General features: G+C 62.1%; 13 protein-coding genes. 1 reads left to right on the top strand and 12 read right to left on the bottom strand.

Annotation, left to right across the window (positions count from 1 at the left end):
• Nucleotides 1–7 precede the first annotated feature (7 nt).
• Nucleotides 8–301 carry a DUF1294 domain-containing protein gene (locus IE091_RS03375; protein ID WP_229800729.1) on the top strand — a complete coding sequence of 98 codons (294 nt, stop codon included), beginning with the start codon at nucleotides 8–10 and terminating at the stop codon, nucleotides 299–301.
• Here IE091_RS03375 and IE091_RS03370 read toward each other — a convergent pair.
• The 12 genes from IE091_RS03370 to IE091_RS03315 all read right to left on the bottom strand — a co-directional run bounded on the left by IE091_RS03370 (nucleotide 279) and on the right by IE091_RS03315 (nucleotide 13,072).
• Nucleotides 279–953: an anthranilate synthase component II gene (locus IE091_RS03370; protein ID WP_100732072.1), complete on the bottom strand. Its 675-nt coding sequence runs from the start codon at nucleotides 951–953 to the stop codon at nucleotides 279–281. The genes IE091_RS03375 and IE091_RS03370 overlap by 23 nt on opposite strands.
• Nucleotides 950–2,371 (bottom strand): anthranilate synthase component I family protein, encoded by a 1,422-nt coding sequence (locus IE091_RS03365; protein ID WP_016913603.1) that lies wholly within the window; start codon nucleotides 2,369–2,371, stop codon nucleotides 950–952. Before IE091_RS03365 ends, IE091_RS03370 begins: the two co-directional genes overlap by 4 nt.
• A complete protein-coding gene (locus tag IE091_RS03360; RefSeq protein ID WP_039177138.1) occupies nucleotides 2,368–2,637 on the bottom strand; it encodes a Trp family transcriptional regulator in 270 nt (89 codons plus the stop codon). Before IE091_RS03360 ends, IE091_RS03365 begins: the two co-directional genes overlap by 4 nt.
• A gap of 115 nt (nucleotides 2,638–2,752) precedes the next feature.
• On the bottom strand, nucleotides 2,753–3,319 hold the full coding sequence (locus tag IE091_RS03355) for a hypothetical protein (RefSeq protein ID WP_189462855.1): 567 nt from the start codon (nucleotides 3,317–3,319) through the stop codon (nucleotides 2,753–2,755).
• Nucleotides 3,320–3,396: 77 nt separating this feature from the next.
• Nucleotides 3,397–4,209 carry a class I SAM-dependent methyltransferase gene (locus IE091_RS03350; protein ID WP_039177133.1) on the bottom strand — a complete coding sequence of 271 codons (813 nt, stop codon included), beginning with the start codon at nucleotides 4,207–4,209 and terminating at the stop codon, nucleotides 3,397–3,399.
• A gap of 5 nt (nucleotides 4,210–4,214) precedes the next feature.
• On the bottom strand, nucleotides 4,215–5,927 hold the full coding sequence (locus IE091_RS03345; RefSeq protein WP_039177131.1) for an AMP-binding protein: 1,713 nt from the start codon (nucleotides 5,925–5,927) through the stop codon (nucleotides 4,215–4,217).
• A gap of 74 nt (nucleotides 5,928–6,001) precedes the next feature.
• Nucleotides 6,002–6,919, bottom strand: coding sequence for a hydroxymethylglutaryl-CoA lyase (locus tag IE091_RS03340; protein WP_039177129.1), 918 nt, complete (start codon nucleotides 6,917–6,919; stop codon nucleotides 6,002–6,004).
• Nucleotides 6,920–6,929: 10 nt separating this feature from the next.
• Entirely contained in the window at nucleotides 6,930–8,966 is a 2,037-nt protein-coding gene (locus IE091_RS03335) for an acetyl/propionyl/methylcrotonyl-CoA carboxylase subunit alpha (RefSeq protein ID WP_189462854.1), read from the bottom strand.
• Nucleotides 8,963–9,787, bottom strand: a complete 825-nt coding sequence (locus IE091_RS03330) for an enoyl-CoA hydratase/isomerase family protein (RefSeq protein ID WP_096923123.1) — start codon at nucleotides 9,785–9,787, stop codon at nucleotides 8,963–8,965. The genes IE091_RS03335 and IE091_RS03330 overlap by 4 nt, the downstream gene beginning before the upstream one ends.
• 10 nt (nucleotides 9,788–9,797) lie before the next feature.
• On the bottom strand, nucleotides 9,798–11,405 hold the full coding sequence (locus tag IE091_RS03325) for a carboxyl transferase domain-containing protein (RefSeq protein ID WP_039177120.1): 1,608 nt from the start codon (nucleotides 11,403–11,405) through the stop codon (nucleotides 9,798–9,800).
• Nucleotides 11,406–11,427: 22 nt separating this feature from the next.
• A complete protein-coding gene (locus IE091_RS03320; RefSeq protein WP_039177118.1) occupies nucleotides 11,428–12,597 on the bottom strand; it encodes an isovaleryl-CoA dehydrogenase in 1,170 nt (389 codons plus the stop codon).
• Nucleotides 12,598–12,667: 70 nt separating this feature from the next.
• Nucleotides 12,668–13,072, bottom strand: coding sequence for a MerR family transcriptional regulator (locus IE091_RS03315; protein WP_039177116.1), 405 nt, complete (start codon nucleotides 13,070–13,072; stop codon nucleotides 12,668–12,670).
• Nucleotides 13,073–13,332: the final 260 nt, after the last annotated feature.

Genomic DNA, 13,332 nt, shown 5'->3' with positions numbered 1-13,332 from the left:
GCACATCATGAATTCATGGATGCTTTTCGGGCTGGCGCTCTATGCAGCGGCCAGCGTCGTGACTTATGCCACCTATGCATGGGACAAGCGGGCGGCGATCAAGAAGCGCCAGCGGGTGAGCGAAAAAACGCTGCACTGGCTGGCGCTGTTAGGGGGTTGGCCAGGCGCGTGGTGCGCTCAGCAGCAGCTGCGCCACAAGACCCAGAAAACCGCTTTTCGGCGAGTATTCTGGGTCACGGTGGTGCTCAACCTGGCCTGTCTGGCGGCTGTTCTGGCGCTTACGCAACCTTGGCCGAGTTGAACAGGAAGTTGGCGATCAGTTCCTTGCCGCCTTCGGTGGCAAACGACTCCGGGTGAAACTGAATGCCGTGGATGGGGTAGTCGCGGTGCTTCACGCCCATCAGCTCGAACTCGCCTGCGGCCTGCCAGGCGCTGCGCTCGGCAAAATGCTCGGCGGTCAGCGCGCCGACCGTGGCGGTCACTTCCAGGCACTCGGGTAGGGTGGTGGCGTCGGCAATCAAGGAGTGGTAACGCATCACTTCCAATTGGTCGGGGACGCCCTGAAACACCGAGCGGTCATCGTGGTGAATGGGGCTGATCTTGCCATGCATGGGCAGCGGTGCCTTGACCACTTTGCCACCAAAGACATGCACGATTCCCTGCATGCCCAGGCACACTCCCAGCAGTGGCGTCGTCTTGCCGAGTTTTTCGATGACCTCGGCACACACCCCGAAGTAGCGCGGGTCGTCCGGCGAGCCCGGCCCCGGCGAAATGATGATGCGGTCCGGGGCCATGGCCTCGATGGCCTTGAAGTCGATCTGGTTGTTCCGCTTCACCACGATCTCGAAATGCGGCAGCTCCCCGCGATTCTTTTCGGTAGTGAGAATTTCACCGATGAACTGGTAGAGGTTGTAGGTGAACGAGTCGTAGTTGTCGATGATCAGCACCTTCATGCGGGGCTCTCCGTTTCCGTGCTCATAAAGGGGGCTAGCGCCTTGCGGGTACCGGCAAACTTGCGACGAATCTCCTCGTACTCATCCTCGGCGTTGCTGTCGTAGACGTTGCCGCCGCAGGTTTGCACGTAGGCGCGTTCACCGTTGACGAACACCGTACGAATCGGAATGGCGAAGGTGCAGTCGCCATTGAAGGAAAACTGGCCCACTGCGCCGCCATAGGGGCCGCGACCGTCGGTTTCCAGGTCGTCGATGATCTTCATGGCCTCGATCTTGGGAGCGCCGGTCAGCGTTCCGGCAGGGAAGTTGCTGGCCAGGGCGGTGAACATGTCTTCGCCTTCGGCGATGATGCCGACGATCTCGCTGGAGATGTGCTGTACATGGCTGAACCGCTTGATGTCCATCAGGCTGCGTACCTTCACTGTTCCAAACTGGGCCACGCGGCCGATGTCGTTGCGGTGCAGGTCCACGATCATGTTGTGCTCGGCGATCTCCTTCGGGTCGTTGAGCAGTGCGCGGGCCAGCTGCGTGTCTTCCTGGGGGGTCTGGCCACGGAGCGTGGTGCCCGCCAGCGGGAAGGTTTCCATTTCGCCCTGGCGCAGGCGAAACAGCAGCTCGGGGCTGGCGCCGATCAGCTTCTGTTCACCGAATTTGACGTAATACATCTGTGGTGACGGGTTGATGGTGCGCAGCTGGTCATAGAGCGCCAGGGTATCGCCCTGGATGCGAAAGCGCTTCTTGAATCCCACTTCACACTGGAACACCTTGCCGTCGATGATGTCCTGCTTCACTTTGGCCACGGCTTCGGCATGCTGGGCCTTGCTCATGGTGTCGCCCAGCGCGGTAATGCTGAGTGCCCCGGCAGGCTCGTCTGCTGCTTCGATCAGTGTCTGCAGAAAATCATAGCGGCTGTTGTCGTAGTAGAAGTAGGTGACTTCCCCGGTCATCTTGTCGAGGATCAAGCCATCCTTGTAAAGCCCGAAGCGGAACGTATCGAAGTCGTCGCTGGCTTTCAGCGTCAGCGAAGGCTCGAAGTACTGCATGGCGTCGTAGCCCAGATAGCCGCTGAGGCCGCCGGCGTACTTGCGGGAAATGATGTTCTGCGGAATCAGGCTGCGCAGCAGCTCGTAGGGGTTCTCGCTGGTGTACTGCTCGGCCTGACCGTCGCGGTTTTCGATGGTCAGCGTGTGGCCATTGGCGTACAGCGTATATTCGGGATCGAAGCCAATGATCGAGTGGCGTGCCATATGGCTATCTTCGCCCAGCGACTCCAGCATGTAGCAGGTGTCGAAGCGGCGCTCGATTTTCTGAAACAGGGCGAAGAAGTCGCAGTCTGCCGCCAGCGTCACGTAGTGCGGTTTACGAGGCAGTGTAAACGGCGTTGGGCCAGTGGTGTTGGCCTGAGTGTGAGTGCTCATAAAGGGTCGTTCCGTGATGAAGATGACTGGTTCAGTGCGCGAGAGCCCCTGGATACCGTGGCAATACCGACCCCGAGGGTGTCGGCAATCTTGCGGTGGGGCACCCCTTCGTTGAGCAGCTTGAAAATCTGCAGGCGCTTGCTGATTTCCTGGTACTCCGCTGGTGTCAGCAGGCTGGCCAGCGCAGCGTCCATGGCCTCGGGGGTCTCGATGGCCACCAGATGGCGTACCAGCTCAGTCTGATAGTGTGACGGAGAGAGGGTCATGAGTGAGTCACCAGCGGTCGATGTAATCCGTGTTAATGTACTAGTACGCTAGTACATTAACACGGATAAACGCCGGGTCAAGAGACATCTCGGCTGGCAGCATCGAAAACTGGGATTAAAACGGCAGGTGTAGCGAAGCGCTGAGCATATTGAGGTGGCTGAGCGTGGGTGCATCGATACGTTCGTACTCGAAACGGCTGATCAACCGGTTGATGGTCATGGTGGCGCCGAAGCCTTGCAGCAGCGCCGTGCCGCCATCATCGGCCTGGGGCTGGTACGCTTCACCACGCCACTCGGTGAAGCCGGACTTGGCATAAATGCTGACGGCGCCCATGCGCACGCCTGCCACCAGGGCGCCACCCAGGCTCAGGGTGTCCATGAGCAGCGGGTTCACCTGGGAAGTAATGGGGACTTCTTCACTTTCGCGATAGGCGATCTCGGCACCGATATCCAGCCGGGGCAGCCGTTCGGGGCTGAAGCCCGCGGTCAGCCGAAAGCCGGTGGTGTTGGTGTCGAGGCTGCTCAGGTCGCTGCCTTCCAGCACCACGCCGTTATCCAGCCGAATCCACTCACCGTCGGGGGCCGCATAGGCAAGCAGTGCCGTATCGTCATTTGCCAGGGCAGTGGCGAAGGGCGCGGCGCTCACCAGCGTCAGGAACAGGGTGCTTGCCAGGCGGTTCATTGGCGTTCCTCTTGTCCTTGATCGTGACCTTGTCGTTATGCGTGATTGTCGCCATTTATCGAGCCAACCGTTACAGGTTAGCAACGGGCGCTGATTTCCACCACGTTAATTGCCTGTTGAGCGAGATTTTCCAGCAGGTGCTTGCCCATGGTCAGGAAGCGCTCGCCAAATACCCACTGGGGCGAGACGACCGCAGGCTGGGCGGTCTGCTCCTTTTGGCGTTGACGCTGGCGCCAGGCCAGGGCGGTCTGGCTCCAATCCTCGTGGTGTTGCAAGGTGAAGCCTTGCCGTTGCAGCAGGGTAGTCAGTGCTTCCAGGCTGAGCAGGTGTGAATGTTCGGGCCCTTCCGCCCAGGGCACGGGGTAGCGCAGCGCCGCCTGGTTCGGGCCGCCCACCACTTCGTGCATCACCAGCTGCCCACCGGGGCGCAGCACTCGGCGGCACTGGGCCAGTACGTTTTCCGGGTCAGGCATGTTCATCAGGCTGTGTTGAAACACCACCGCATCGAAGCTCGCGTCGGTAAACGGCAGAGCGCTGGCATTTCCCGTCACCCAGCGCAATTTTCCGCCCATGGGGGTGGGGGTGAGTTGGCTGATGGCCCGGTTGAGCGCGCTGAAGCGGTGGGTGATATCCAGCCCGGTCATGTGCAGGCCCATGGCCGCGCCCTGGCGCATCAGCCCGCCCAGCCCGGCACCGATGTCCAGCACCTCGCTTTGCGGCTCAATCAGGGCCAACAGCCTGGCCGAGGCGGCCAGGCCACCGATATGCAGTTGGTCCAGTGGCGCGAGCTGGTGCAGCGTCGGACCCTCAGGATAATGGCTGCGCAACTGCTGGAGGATCTCCTGGTCGCGCAGCCCCTGATCGTAGTGATGCGCCAGGGGCTTTGCCATGGCGGCTACTTCTGCTCGTCCAGGCCCAGCTCTTCTATCGAGATTTCGCGCATCTTGAATTTCTGGATCTTGCCGGTGACGGTCATGGGGAACGCATCCACGAACTTGAAGTAGCGTGGGATCTTGAAGTGGGTGATCTTGCCCTTGCAGTATTCGCGCAGGTCTTCACCGGTGATCTCGCCCGCGGTGGCGTTGAGCTTCACCCAGGCGATCAGCTCTTCGCCATACTTCTTGTCGGGCACGCCGGTGACCTGGACTTCGGAAATGGCCGGGTGGGCGTACAGAAACTCTTCGATCTCTTTCGGGTAGACGTTTTCACCGCCGCGAATCACCATGTCCTTGATCCGTCCCACGATCTGGATGTAGCCCTGGTCATCCATGGTGGCCAGGTCGCCGGTGTGCATCCAGCCTGCCTCGTCGATGGCTTCGGCGGTGGCTTTGTCGTTGTTCCAGTACTTGAGCATCACGCTATATCCACGGGTGCACAGCTCGCCGATTTCACCACGGGGCAGAATGCCGCCATTGCCGGGGTCGACGATCTTGCTTTCCAGGTGGGGTTGTGTGCGGCCCACGGTGGAAACGCGCTTGTCGATGGTGTCGTTGGCGCCGGTCTGTGTCGACACCGGGCTGGTCTCGGTCATGCCGTAGGCAATCTGCACGCCCTTCATGTTCATCTTGTCGATGACCTGCTTCATGATTTCGGCAGGGCAGATGGAGCCAGCCATGATCCCGGTACGCAGCGAGGAAAAGTCGGTCGACGCGAAGTCGGGGTGTTCGAGCTCGGCAATGAACATGGTGGGTACACCGTAGAGGGCGGTGGCTTTCTGCTCATGGACGGCTTTCAGGACTTTACCGGGGTCGAAGCCTTCGTCCGGGTAGATCATGGCGGCCCCATGGGTCATGCAGCCCAGGTTGCCCATGACCATGCCGAAGCAGTGGTAGAGCGGCACGGGGATCACCAGCCGGTCGGCGCTGGTAAAGCCCATGCTCTCTGCCACGAAAAAGCCGTTGTTGAGAATGTTGTGGTGGGAGAGCGTGGCACCCTTGGGAAACCCCGTGGTGCCGGAGGTGTATTGAATGTTGATCGGGTCGTCGAACTGCAGGGTGGCCTGCAGGTCGTCCACTTCGGTCTGGCTGACGGTGTCGGCCTGGCCAATGAAGTCGGCCCAGCGCCACATGCCGCTGTGCTTTTCGTCGCTGAGGTTGATGATGCACTGCAGCTGCGGCAGCTTATGGGCGTTCAGCGCCCCTTCGGCGCAGTGGTTCAGCTCGGGGGCCAGCTCGTACAGCATGGCGGTGTAGTTGGAGCTCTTGAACTGGTGGGCGGTGATCAAAAAGCGTGCACCGGATTGGTTGAGCGCGTACTCCAGCTCGTGGGTACGGTAAGAGGGGTTGATGTTGACCAGAATGGCACCGATCTTGGCGGTGGCAAACTGGCTCAGCGTCCACTCGCTGCAGTTGGGTGCCCAGATGCCGACCCGGTCGCCTTTCTTGACCCCCATGGCAAGCAGGGCCCGAGCGCAGCGATTCACCTCCCGCTGCAGTTCTCGGTAGCTCCAGTGAATGTTCTGGTGCAGCGCGATCAACGCGTCGTTGTCCGGGTATTGGGCGGCAATCTGGTCGAACTTGTCGCCAATGGTCATGCCCAGCAAGGGTTTGTCGGCGGTGCTGCTGGTGTAGCTGGGCAGGGCGCTGGAAAGCGGTGCAGATGATGCCATGGTGAGTCTCTCCGAAATCTTTTTGTTGTCTGAACGGGAAGTGAAGCGTTTTTAATTATTAGGGCCGGGCCGTACTAGCCGGGAGTGCGCTGTGTGCACCCTCTGGCCAGCGCCACTTTGGCGCTGGGTTGGCGGCCCAACTGCCGCGTGATCCAGTCGCCGGTGTCGATCACCGCTTGCAGGTCGATGCCGGTCTCGATGCCGAGTCCTTGCAGCAGGTACAGCACGTCTTCCATGGCCACGTTGCCGGAAGCGCCCTTGGCATAGGGGCAGCCACCGAGGCCTGCCGTGGCGGCGTCGATGACGCTGACGCCCTCTTCAAGTACGGCGTACAGGTTGGCGATGGCCATGCCGTAAGTGTCATGGAAGTGCGCGGCCAGCCGTTCGATGGGCACGTGTTGGGCGGTGGCTTCGATCATGCGCTTGGCGGCCAGCGGCGTACCGGTACCGATGGTGTCCCCGAGGGAAATCTCGTAACAGCCCATGTCGTAGAGCGCTTTCGCCACCTCGGCGACTTTCTGCGGGGCGATGTCCCCTTCGTAGGGGCACCCCAGCACGCAGGATACGTAGCCACGCACTCGCACGCCTGCCTCGTTGGCCCGCGCGAGCACTGGCTCAAAGCGTGCCAGCGACTCGGTGATCGAGCAGTTGATGTTCTTCTGCGAGAACGCTTCCGAGGCGGCGCCAAACACGGCGACCTCCTCGACGCCCACGTCCAGAGCGCCTTCCAGCCCCTTCAGGTTTGGCGTGAGGGCGGAATACACCACGCCGGGCTGGCGCTTGAGGCCGCGCATCACCTCGGCGGCATCGCCCATCTGCGGTACCCACTTGGGAGAAACGAAGCTGGCGGCTTCGATATGCCGCAGGCCGGCCGCTGCCAGGCGCTCGATCAGCGCGATCTTGGTGGCAGTGGGCACCAGGGTGCCCGGTTCGTTCTGCAGCCCGTCGCGAGGGGCCATTTCAAACAGCTTGATAGCCGTAGGCAGTGCCATGGAGAAGCTCCTATTCGCTGGGGGCAAAGTCGAGCAGCACGTCACCCTGGCTGACCGTGTCGCCTGCCTGGAAGTGGAACGTGGCCACGCTGCCGTGGGTCGGTGCCGTCATGGTGTGCTCCATTTTCATGGCCTCCATGACCATCAAGGGCATGCCTTTTTCTACCGTGGTGCCGGGTTCGACCAGCAGCGCCACGACGGTGCCGTGCATGGGGGCGGTAAGGGTCGCCTCGGTTTCCTGATGGCCGTGGTCGATGGCGTCGATACGCTGCCAGAGCAGGCGGGTTTCACCGCTGGGCTCGGCCATCACGACGACATTGCCATCCCGGTAGGCCTGCAGGCGACGGCGATGGCCGTCGAGGGTCACCGCCACCGCATCGCCTGCCAGCGGTTGCAGGCTGGCGCTGAGCGTGTGCTCGCCGACGGTCAGCTGCCACTGGGCGTCCAGGCTCGTGCGTTTGCCCTCCACCACGACCAGGCTGTCACTCTCCGGGCCTTGCGCCGCGCTGGGGTCGCACAGCGTGATGCGGATGGTATGCGGGGCATTGAGCCGGAAGCCGTCGTGGCGGTCCCAGGGCGAGTCGCTTTCGCACTCCTGAGCCAGCTGGTGCAGCCCGATCAGCGCAGCGCTGGCATAGTCCTGCGTGGTATAGCGGCGTGGCGCGAATAGCGTCGCTTCGTTGCGTTCGATGAAGCGCGTGTCCAGCTCGACGTTCTTGAAGCCGGGGTGATTGGCCAGCCGCTGCAGGAAGGCGCGGTTGGTCACCACCCCCTGCACATCCAGCGCGGCCAGCGCCCGGTTCAAGGTAGCCAGCGCGGCGTCGCGGTCGACACCGTGCACGATCAGCTTGGCCAGCATGGGGTCGTAGTGCATCGACACGCGATCGCCGCTCTCCACGCCGCTGTCCAGGCGCACCTGGTCGGCGGCCAGGCCCGCGCCTTCGGTGTCCAGTTCGAAGCGGGACAGCAGGCCGGTGGCAGGCAAGAAGTCCTGCTCCGGGTCCTCGGCGTAGAGCCTCGCCTCGAAGCTGTGACCGGTGATGGTCAGCTCGTCCTGACGACAGGGCAGCGGCTCGCCCATGGCGACTCTCAATTGCCACTCCACCAGATCCTGGCCGGTGATCATCTCGGTGACGGGGTGCTCCACCTGCAGGCGGGTGTTCATCTCCATGAAGTAGAACGAGCCATCGGCGTCCAGAAGGAACTCCACCGTGCCCGCGCCCACGTAGCCGATCTCCTTGGCAGCGCGAACGGCGGCGTCGCCCATGGCAGAGCGCAGCTCGGGCGTCATGCCGGGGGCGGGGGCTTCTTCGATGACTTTCTGGTGGCGACGCTGCACGCTGCAGTCGCGCTCGAAGAGGTACACGCCTTGGCCGTAGCGGTCACAAAAGACCTGTACCTCTACATGGCGGGGCTGCACCAGATACTTTTCGATCAGCATGCGGTCGTCGCCAAAGGCGGCTTTCGATTCCCGGCGGCAGCCGTCCAGCGCCGCCTTGAAGCCTTCACCGCTTTCGACCACGCGCATGCCCTTGCCGCCGCCGCCTGCGCTGGCTTTCAGCATCACCGGGTAGCCGATCTTGTCGGCTTCGGCGCGCAGCAGGGCGTCATCCTGATCGTCGCCGTGGTAGCCCGGTACCAGCGGCACCCCCGCGTTGGCCATGCGTGCCTTGGCCGCCGATTTGTCGCCCATGGCGGCAATGGCGGAAGCGGGCGGGCCAACGAAGGTAATACCGGCCTGTTCCAGCGCTTTGACGAAAGTGCCGTTTTCGGACAGAAAGCCGTAACCGGGGTGAATGGCGCCGGTGCCGGTGCGTTGGGCGGCGTCGATCACTGCCTCGATGTTCAGGTAGCTTTCCCGGGCGGCCGCCGGGCCAAGACGCACGGCCTCGTCGGCTTCCCGCACATGGCGGGCGGTGGCATCGGCATCCGAGTAGACCGCCACGGTTTTCAGCCCCAGACGGCGGGCGGTGCGCATCACGCGGCAGGCAATTTCACCCCGGTTGGCTACCAGCAGGGTATCGAAGGGGGTCGGGGTAGGCGTCATGAGCGTGGCTCCGCGGCGTGTTGGTGTTCTTCGGGGGATGTCCAGGCGGGGCGGCGCTTGTCGAAAAAGCTGGCCAGGCCCTCCTGGCCTTCTTCACTGACCCGCAGCTGGGCGATGACCTGGCAGGTGTGCTCGCGGGTGGCATCCGAATCCGGGGCCTGGGCCACGCTGGCCAGCAGGGCTTTGGTTGCCCGCTGCGCCTGAGGAGAGCCCTTGGCCAGGGTGTCGATCATGGTATCGATGGCGTGATCCAGCGCATCGTGTTCGACTACCTGGTGGGCGAGCCCCAGCTGCAGCGCGGTAGGGGCATCCATGATTTCGGCGCTCAGCGCGTAGCGGCGCATCTGCCGTTGGCCAAGGGCGCGCTGGACGTAAGGGCTGATCACGGCCGGTGACAGGCCGATATTGACCTCCGACAGGCAAAACCGAGCCTTCTCGGAAGCGATGACGATGTCGCAGCAGGCGGCAAGCCCGACCGCGCCACCGAACGCGGCGCCCTGAACGCGGCACAGGGTGGGGCAGGGCAGCGTGTCCAGGCCGTGCATCAGCGCCGCCAGCTTGCGTGAATCGGCCAGGTTGTCGGCCAGGTCGTAATCGACCATGCGCTTCATCCAGTTCAGGTCCGCACCGGCCGAAAAGCTCTTGCCCTCGGAGCCGAGGACCACTACGCGCACGTCGCCTGCGCTGGCCAGATCGTGCAGGCTCTCCAGATGACCGTTCAGTTCGGCGATCAAGCGATCGTCAAAGGCGTTGTGCACCTCTGGACGGTTCAAGGTCAGCCGGGCGACACCCGATTCGATAACCAGGGTTGAGTAAGCCATGTGATGCCCCTTACATCCGGAACACGCCGAAGCGCGTCTCTTTGATTTCTGCGTTCATGGCGGCGGCCAACGAGAGACCCAGCACGTCGCGGGTTTGCAGCGGGTCGATGACTCCGTCATCCCACAGGCGCGCGCTGGCGTAGTAGGGGTGGCCCTGGTGCTCGTACTGGTCGCGGGTGGGCTGTTTGAAGGCCTCTTCGTCTGCCTTGCTCCATTCCCGGCCTTCACGTTCGTACTGCTCGCGCTTCACCTGGGAAAGTACGCCTGCCGCCTGCTCGCCGCCCATCACGGAAATACGCGCATTGGGCCACATGAACAGCAGATTGGGGTCGTAGGCTCGGCCACACATGCCGTAGTTGCCAGCACCGAAGCTGCCGCCAATCAGCACGGTGTACTTCGGTACGTTGGCGCAGGCTACGGCGGTGACCAGCTTGGCGCCGTGCTTGGCGATGCCTTCGTGCTCGTATTTGGAGCCCACCATGAAGCCGGTGATGTTCTGCAGGAAGACCAGCGGAATCTTGCGCTGGGCACACAGTTCGATGAAGTGCGCGCCTTTCACGGCGCTTTCCGAAAACAGCACGCCGTTGTTGGCGACGATACCCACCGGGTAGCCGTGGATATGCGCAAAGCCGGTCACCAGGGTGTCGCCGTAGTAGCGCTTGAACTCATCGAAATCAGAGCCATCGACGATACGGCCGATCACTTCGCGCACATCGTAAGGTTTTTTCAGATCGGTGCCGACGATGCCGTACAGCTCTGCGGGGTCGAGTCTTGGCGGCCTGGGGGGTTGCATGGCGAGCTGGCCACGCTTTTGCCAGTTGAGCCGGGACACGCAGGCCCGTGCCAGCTGCAGCGCATGGGCGTCGTTTTCGGCGTAGTGGTCGGCCACGCCGCTGATGCGGGTATGCACATCGGCGCCGCCCAGGTCTTCGGCGCTGATGTTTTCCCCGGTCGCTGCTTTGACCAGCGGTGGGCCGCCCAAAAAGATCGTTCCCTGCTCCTTGACGATGATGGACTCGTCCGCCATGGCGGGCACATAAGCACCGCCTGCGGTGCAGGAGCCCATGACCACCGCGATTTGCGGGATACCCTCGGCAGAGAGCGTGGCCTGGTTGTAGAAAATCCGGCCGAAGTGGTCGCGGTCGGGGAAGACCTCGTCCTGGCGGGGCAGAAAAGCTCCGCCGGAATCGACCAGGTAGATGCATGGCAGGCGGTGCTTGCGAGCCACTTCCTGGGCGCGCAGGTGCTTTTTCACCGTCAGCGGGAAATAGGTGCCGCCCTTGACCGTGGCATCGTTGGCCACGATCACGCACTCCACCCCCGATACCCGGCCAATCCCGGTGACCACCCCGGCGGCGGGCACGTCGCTGTCGTAAACGTGATGGGCTGCCAGCGCAGAAAATTCCAGAAACGGCGAGCCTTCATCGATCAAGTGGTCGATACGGTCACGTACGAACAGCTTGCCACGGCTTTCGTGGCGGGTGCGGGCGTTGGCGCCGCCGCCCTGGGCGATGGCCGCGGTCAGCTCACGCAGCTTGTTCACTTCCCCCAGCATGGCGGCCTCGTTGGCCTGAAAAACATCGCTGCGCGGGTTGATCTGTGTCGAGAGTGTGCTCATGGCGCAAACCTTCCTGAGTCGATTAATGGCTTTCGGTGAAGAGTTCGCGACCAATCAGCATGCGGCGAATTTCGCTGGTGCCGGCGCCAATTTCATAGAGCTTCGCATCGCGCAGCAGGCGGCCGGTGGGGTATTCGTTGATGTAGCCATTGCCGCCCAGCAGTTGAATGGCGTCCAGCGCGACCTGGGTGGCCTTTTCAGCACAATACAGGATCACCCCGGCGGCATCCTTGCGCGAGGTCTGGCCCCGGTCGCAGGCGCTGGCCACGGCATACAGGTAAGCGCGGCAAGCGTTCAGCGTGGTGTACATGTCGGCCACTTTGCCCTGTACCAGCTGGAACTCGCCAATGGATTGGTTGAACTGCTTGCGCTCGTGGATATAGGGAATGACCACGTCCATGGCGGCCTGCATGATGCCGATGGGGCCGGCGGCCAGCACGGTGCGCTCGTAATCCAGCCCGCTCATCAATACCCGCACGCCCTTGCCTACCTCGCCCAGCACGTTCTCGGCGGGCACGCGGCAGTCCTGAAACACCAGCTCGCAGGTGTTGGAGCCGCGCATGCCCAGCTTGTCGAGCTTCTGGGCGGTGGAGAAGCCGGGCATGCCTTTCTCGATGATGAACGCGGTGATGCCCTTGGAGCCTGCTTCCGGGTCGGTCTTGGCGTAGACCACCAGCACGTCGGCATCGGGGCCGTTGGTGATCCACATCTTGTTGCCGTTGAGCACGTAGTGGTCGCCATCGTCCTTGGCGCGCAGCTGCATCGACACTACATCGGAACCGGCACCCGGCTCCGACATGGCCAGCGCGCCCACGTGCTCACCGCTGATCAGTTTGGGCAGGTATTTGGCTTTCTGCTCGGCGGAGGCGTTGATCTTCAATTGGTTGACGCACAGGTTGGAGTGCGCGCCATAAGAGAGGGCCACCGACGCACTGGCACGGGAGATCTCTTCCATGGCAATGCAGTGCGCCAGATAGCCCATGCCGCTACCGCCATCCTCTTCCGGGACGGTAATGCCCAGCAGCCCCATGTCACCAAACTTCTGCCACAGGTCGTTGGGGAACTCGTTGTTACGGTCGATCTCGGCGGCTCTGGGCGCTATTTCGCTGGCGGCAAACGCATTGACCTGTTCGCGCAGCATGTTCAGCTCGTCGTCGAGGCCAAAATTCAGTTCTGTGTAGTGGGAAAACATGCTCAATCACCTTGTCGTCGTTGCTTGTTGATTGTTAATGGACCGTGTCTGCTGGCGGTATTCGAGCGGCTTATTTGGAAGTGGCCGGGTGCTTCTCGTTCAACTCTTCCAGCGCCTGGCGGCAGCGGATTTCGGCACTCTCCAGCTCCAGTTGCACCATGGTGATGTCTTTCATCTGCTGCTCCAGCGCGGCCTTGCGTTCGCCGATCTTGCTGAGCATCAGGTGCAACTGCTTTTCGCTGCCGCTGCGCGTTTCGTCCCACAGCTCGAACAGTTCGCGAATCTCGGCCAGTGAAAAGCCCAGCCGTTTGCCGCGCAGGGTCAGCTTCAGGCGTACGCGGTCCTTGCTGCTGTAAATGCGTGTTTGCCCACGGCGAGAAGGGTGCAGCAGCTCCTGGTCTTCGTAAAAACGGATGCTGCGCGTGGTGACATCGAACTCGCTGGCCAACTCGCTGATCGTGTAGGTTTTGCTCATGATCGTTATTCTCGTCGATAGGGGAATGTCCCTATGGAACACTGACCATGAGGCTAAAACAAGTTTACGTTAACGTAAAGTAGCGAGTGGCTATCGTTGGCAAGCGTTTAAAATTTGCAAGCTGTTGAAATTTGGTTGTTTCAGCGTTTTCAAGCGCTGCGCTATCGTGGTGCGTAGACCAAAGTTGTAATTGTAATACCCGGTGCTGGGTTGCTAGTTTGCACCTACAGCTTACGTTCAGGTAAGGATGCGTTGTCGGT

Origin of the sequence: Vreelandella hamiltonii, from assembly GCF_014651775.1 — a bacterium.
In the GTDB taxonomy this organism is placed as follows: domain Bacteria; phylum Pseudomonadota; class Gammaproteobacteria; order Pseudomonadales; family Halomonadaceae; genus Vreelandella; species Vreelandella hamiltonii.
Note: the sequence above shows the minus strand (reverse complement) of the source record. Positions and strands in the feature narration are given on the sequence as shown.

Excerpts from the sequence above, each read along its gene's own strand:
- IE091_RS03325 (WP_039177120.1), bottom strand. The coding sequence starts at position 11,405 with ATGAGCACACTCTCGACACAGATCAACCCGCGCAGCGATGTTTTTCAG.
- IE091_RS03340 (WP_039177129.1), bottom strand. The coding sequence starts at position 6,919 with ATGGCACTGCCTACGGCTATCAAGCTGTTTGAAATGGCCCCTCGCGAC.
- IE091_RS03365 (WP_016913603.1), bottom strand. The coding sequence starts at position 2,371 with ATGAGCACTCACACTCAGGCCAACACCACTGGCCCAACGCCGTTTACA.
- IE091_RS03355 (WP_189462855.1), bottom strand. The coding sequence starts at position 3,319 with ATGAACCGCCTGGCAAGCACCCTGTTCCTGACGCTGGTGAGCGCCGCG.
- IE091_RS03320 (WP_039177118.1), bottom strand. The coding sequence starts at position 12,597 with ATGTTTTCCCACTACACAGAACTGAATTTTGGCCTCGACGACGAGCTG.
- IE091_RS03370 (WP_100732072.1), bottom strand. The coding sequence starts at position 953 with ATGAAGGTGCTGATCATCGACAACTACGACTCGTTCACCTACAACCTC.
- IE091_RS03335 (WP_189462854.1), bottom strand. The coding sequence starts at position 8,966 with ATGACGCCTACCCCGACCCCCTTCGATACCCTGCTGGTAGCCAACCGG.
- IE091_RS03330 (WP_096923123.1), bottom strand. The coding sequence starts at position 9,787 with ATGGCTTACTCAACCCTGGTTATCGAATCGGGTGTCGCCCGGCTGACC.
- IE091_RS03350 (WP_039177133.1), bottom strand. The coding sequence starts at position 4,209 with ATGGCAAAGCCCCTGGCGCATCACTACGATCAGGGGCTGCGCGACCAG.
- IE091_RS03360 (WP_039177138.1), bottom strand. The coding sequence starts at position 2,637 with ATGACCCTCTCTCCGTCACACTATCAGACTGAGCTGGTACGCCATCTG.
- IE091_RS03315 (WP_039177116.1), bottom strand. The coding sequence starts at position 13,072 with ATGAGCAAAACCTACACGATCAGCGAGTTGGCCAGCGAGTTCGATGTC.
- IE091_RS03375 (WP_229800729.1), top strand. The coding sequence starts at position 8 with ATGAATTCATGGATGCTTTTCGGGCTGGCGCTCTATGCAGCGGCCAGC.
- IE091_RS03345 (WP_039177131.1), bottom strand. The coding sequence starts at position 5,927 with ATGGCATCATCTGCACCGCTTTCCAGCGCCCTGCCCAGCTACACCAGC.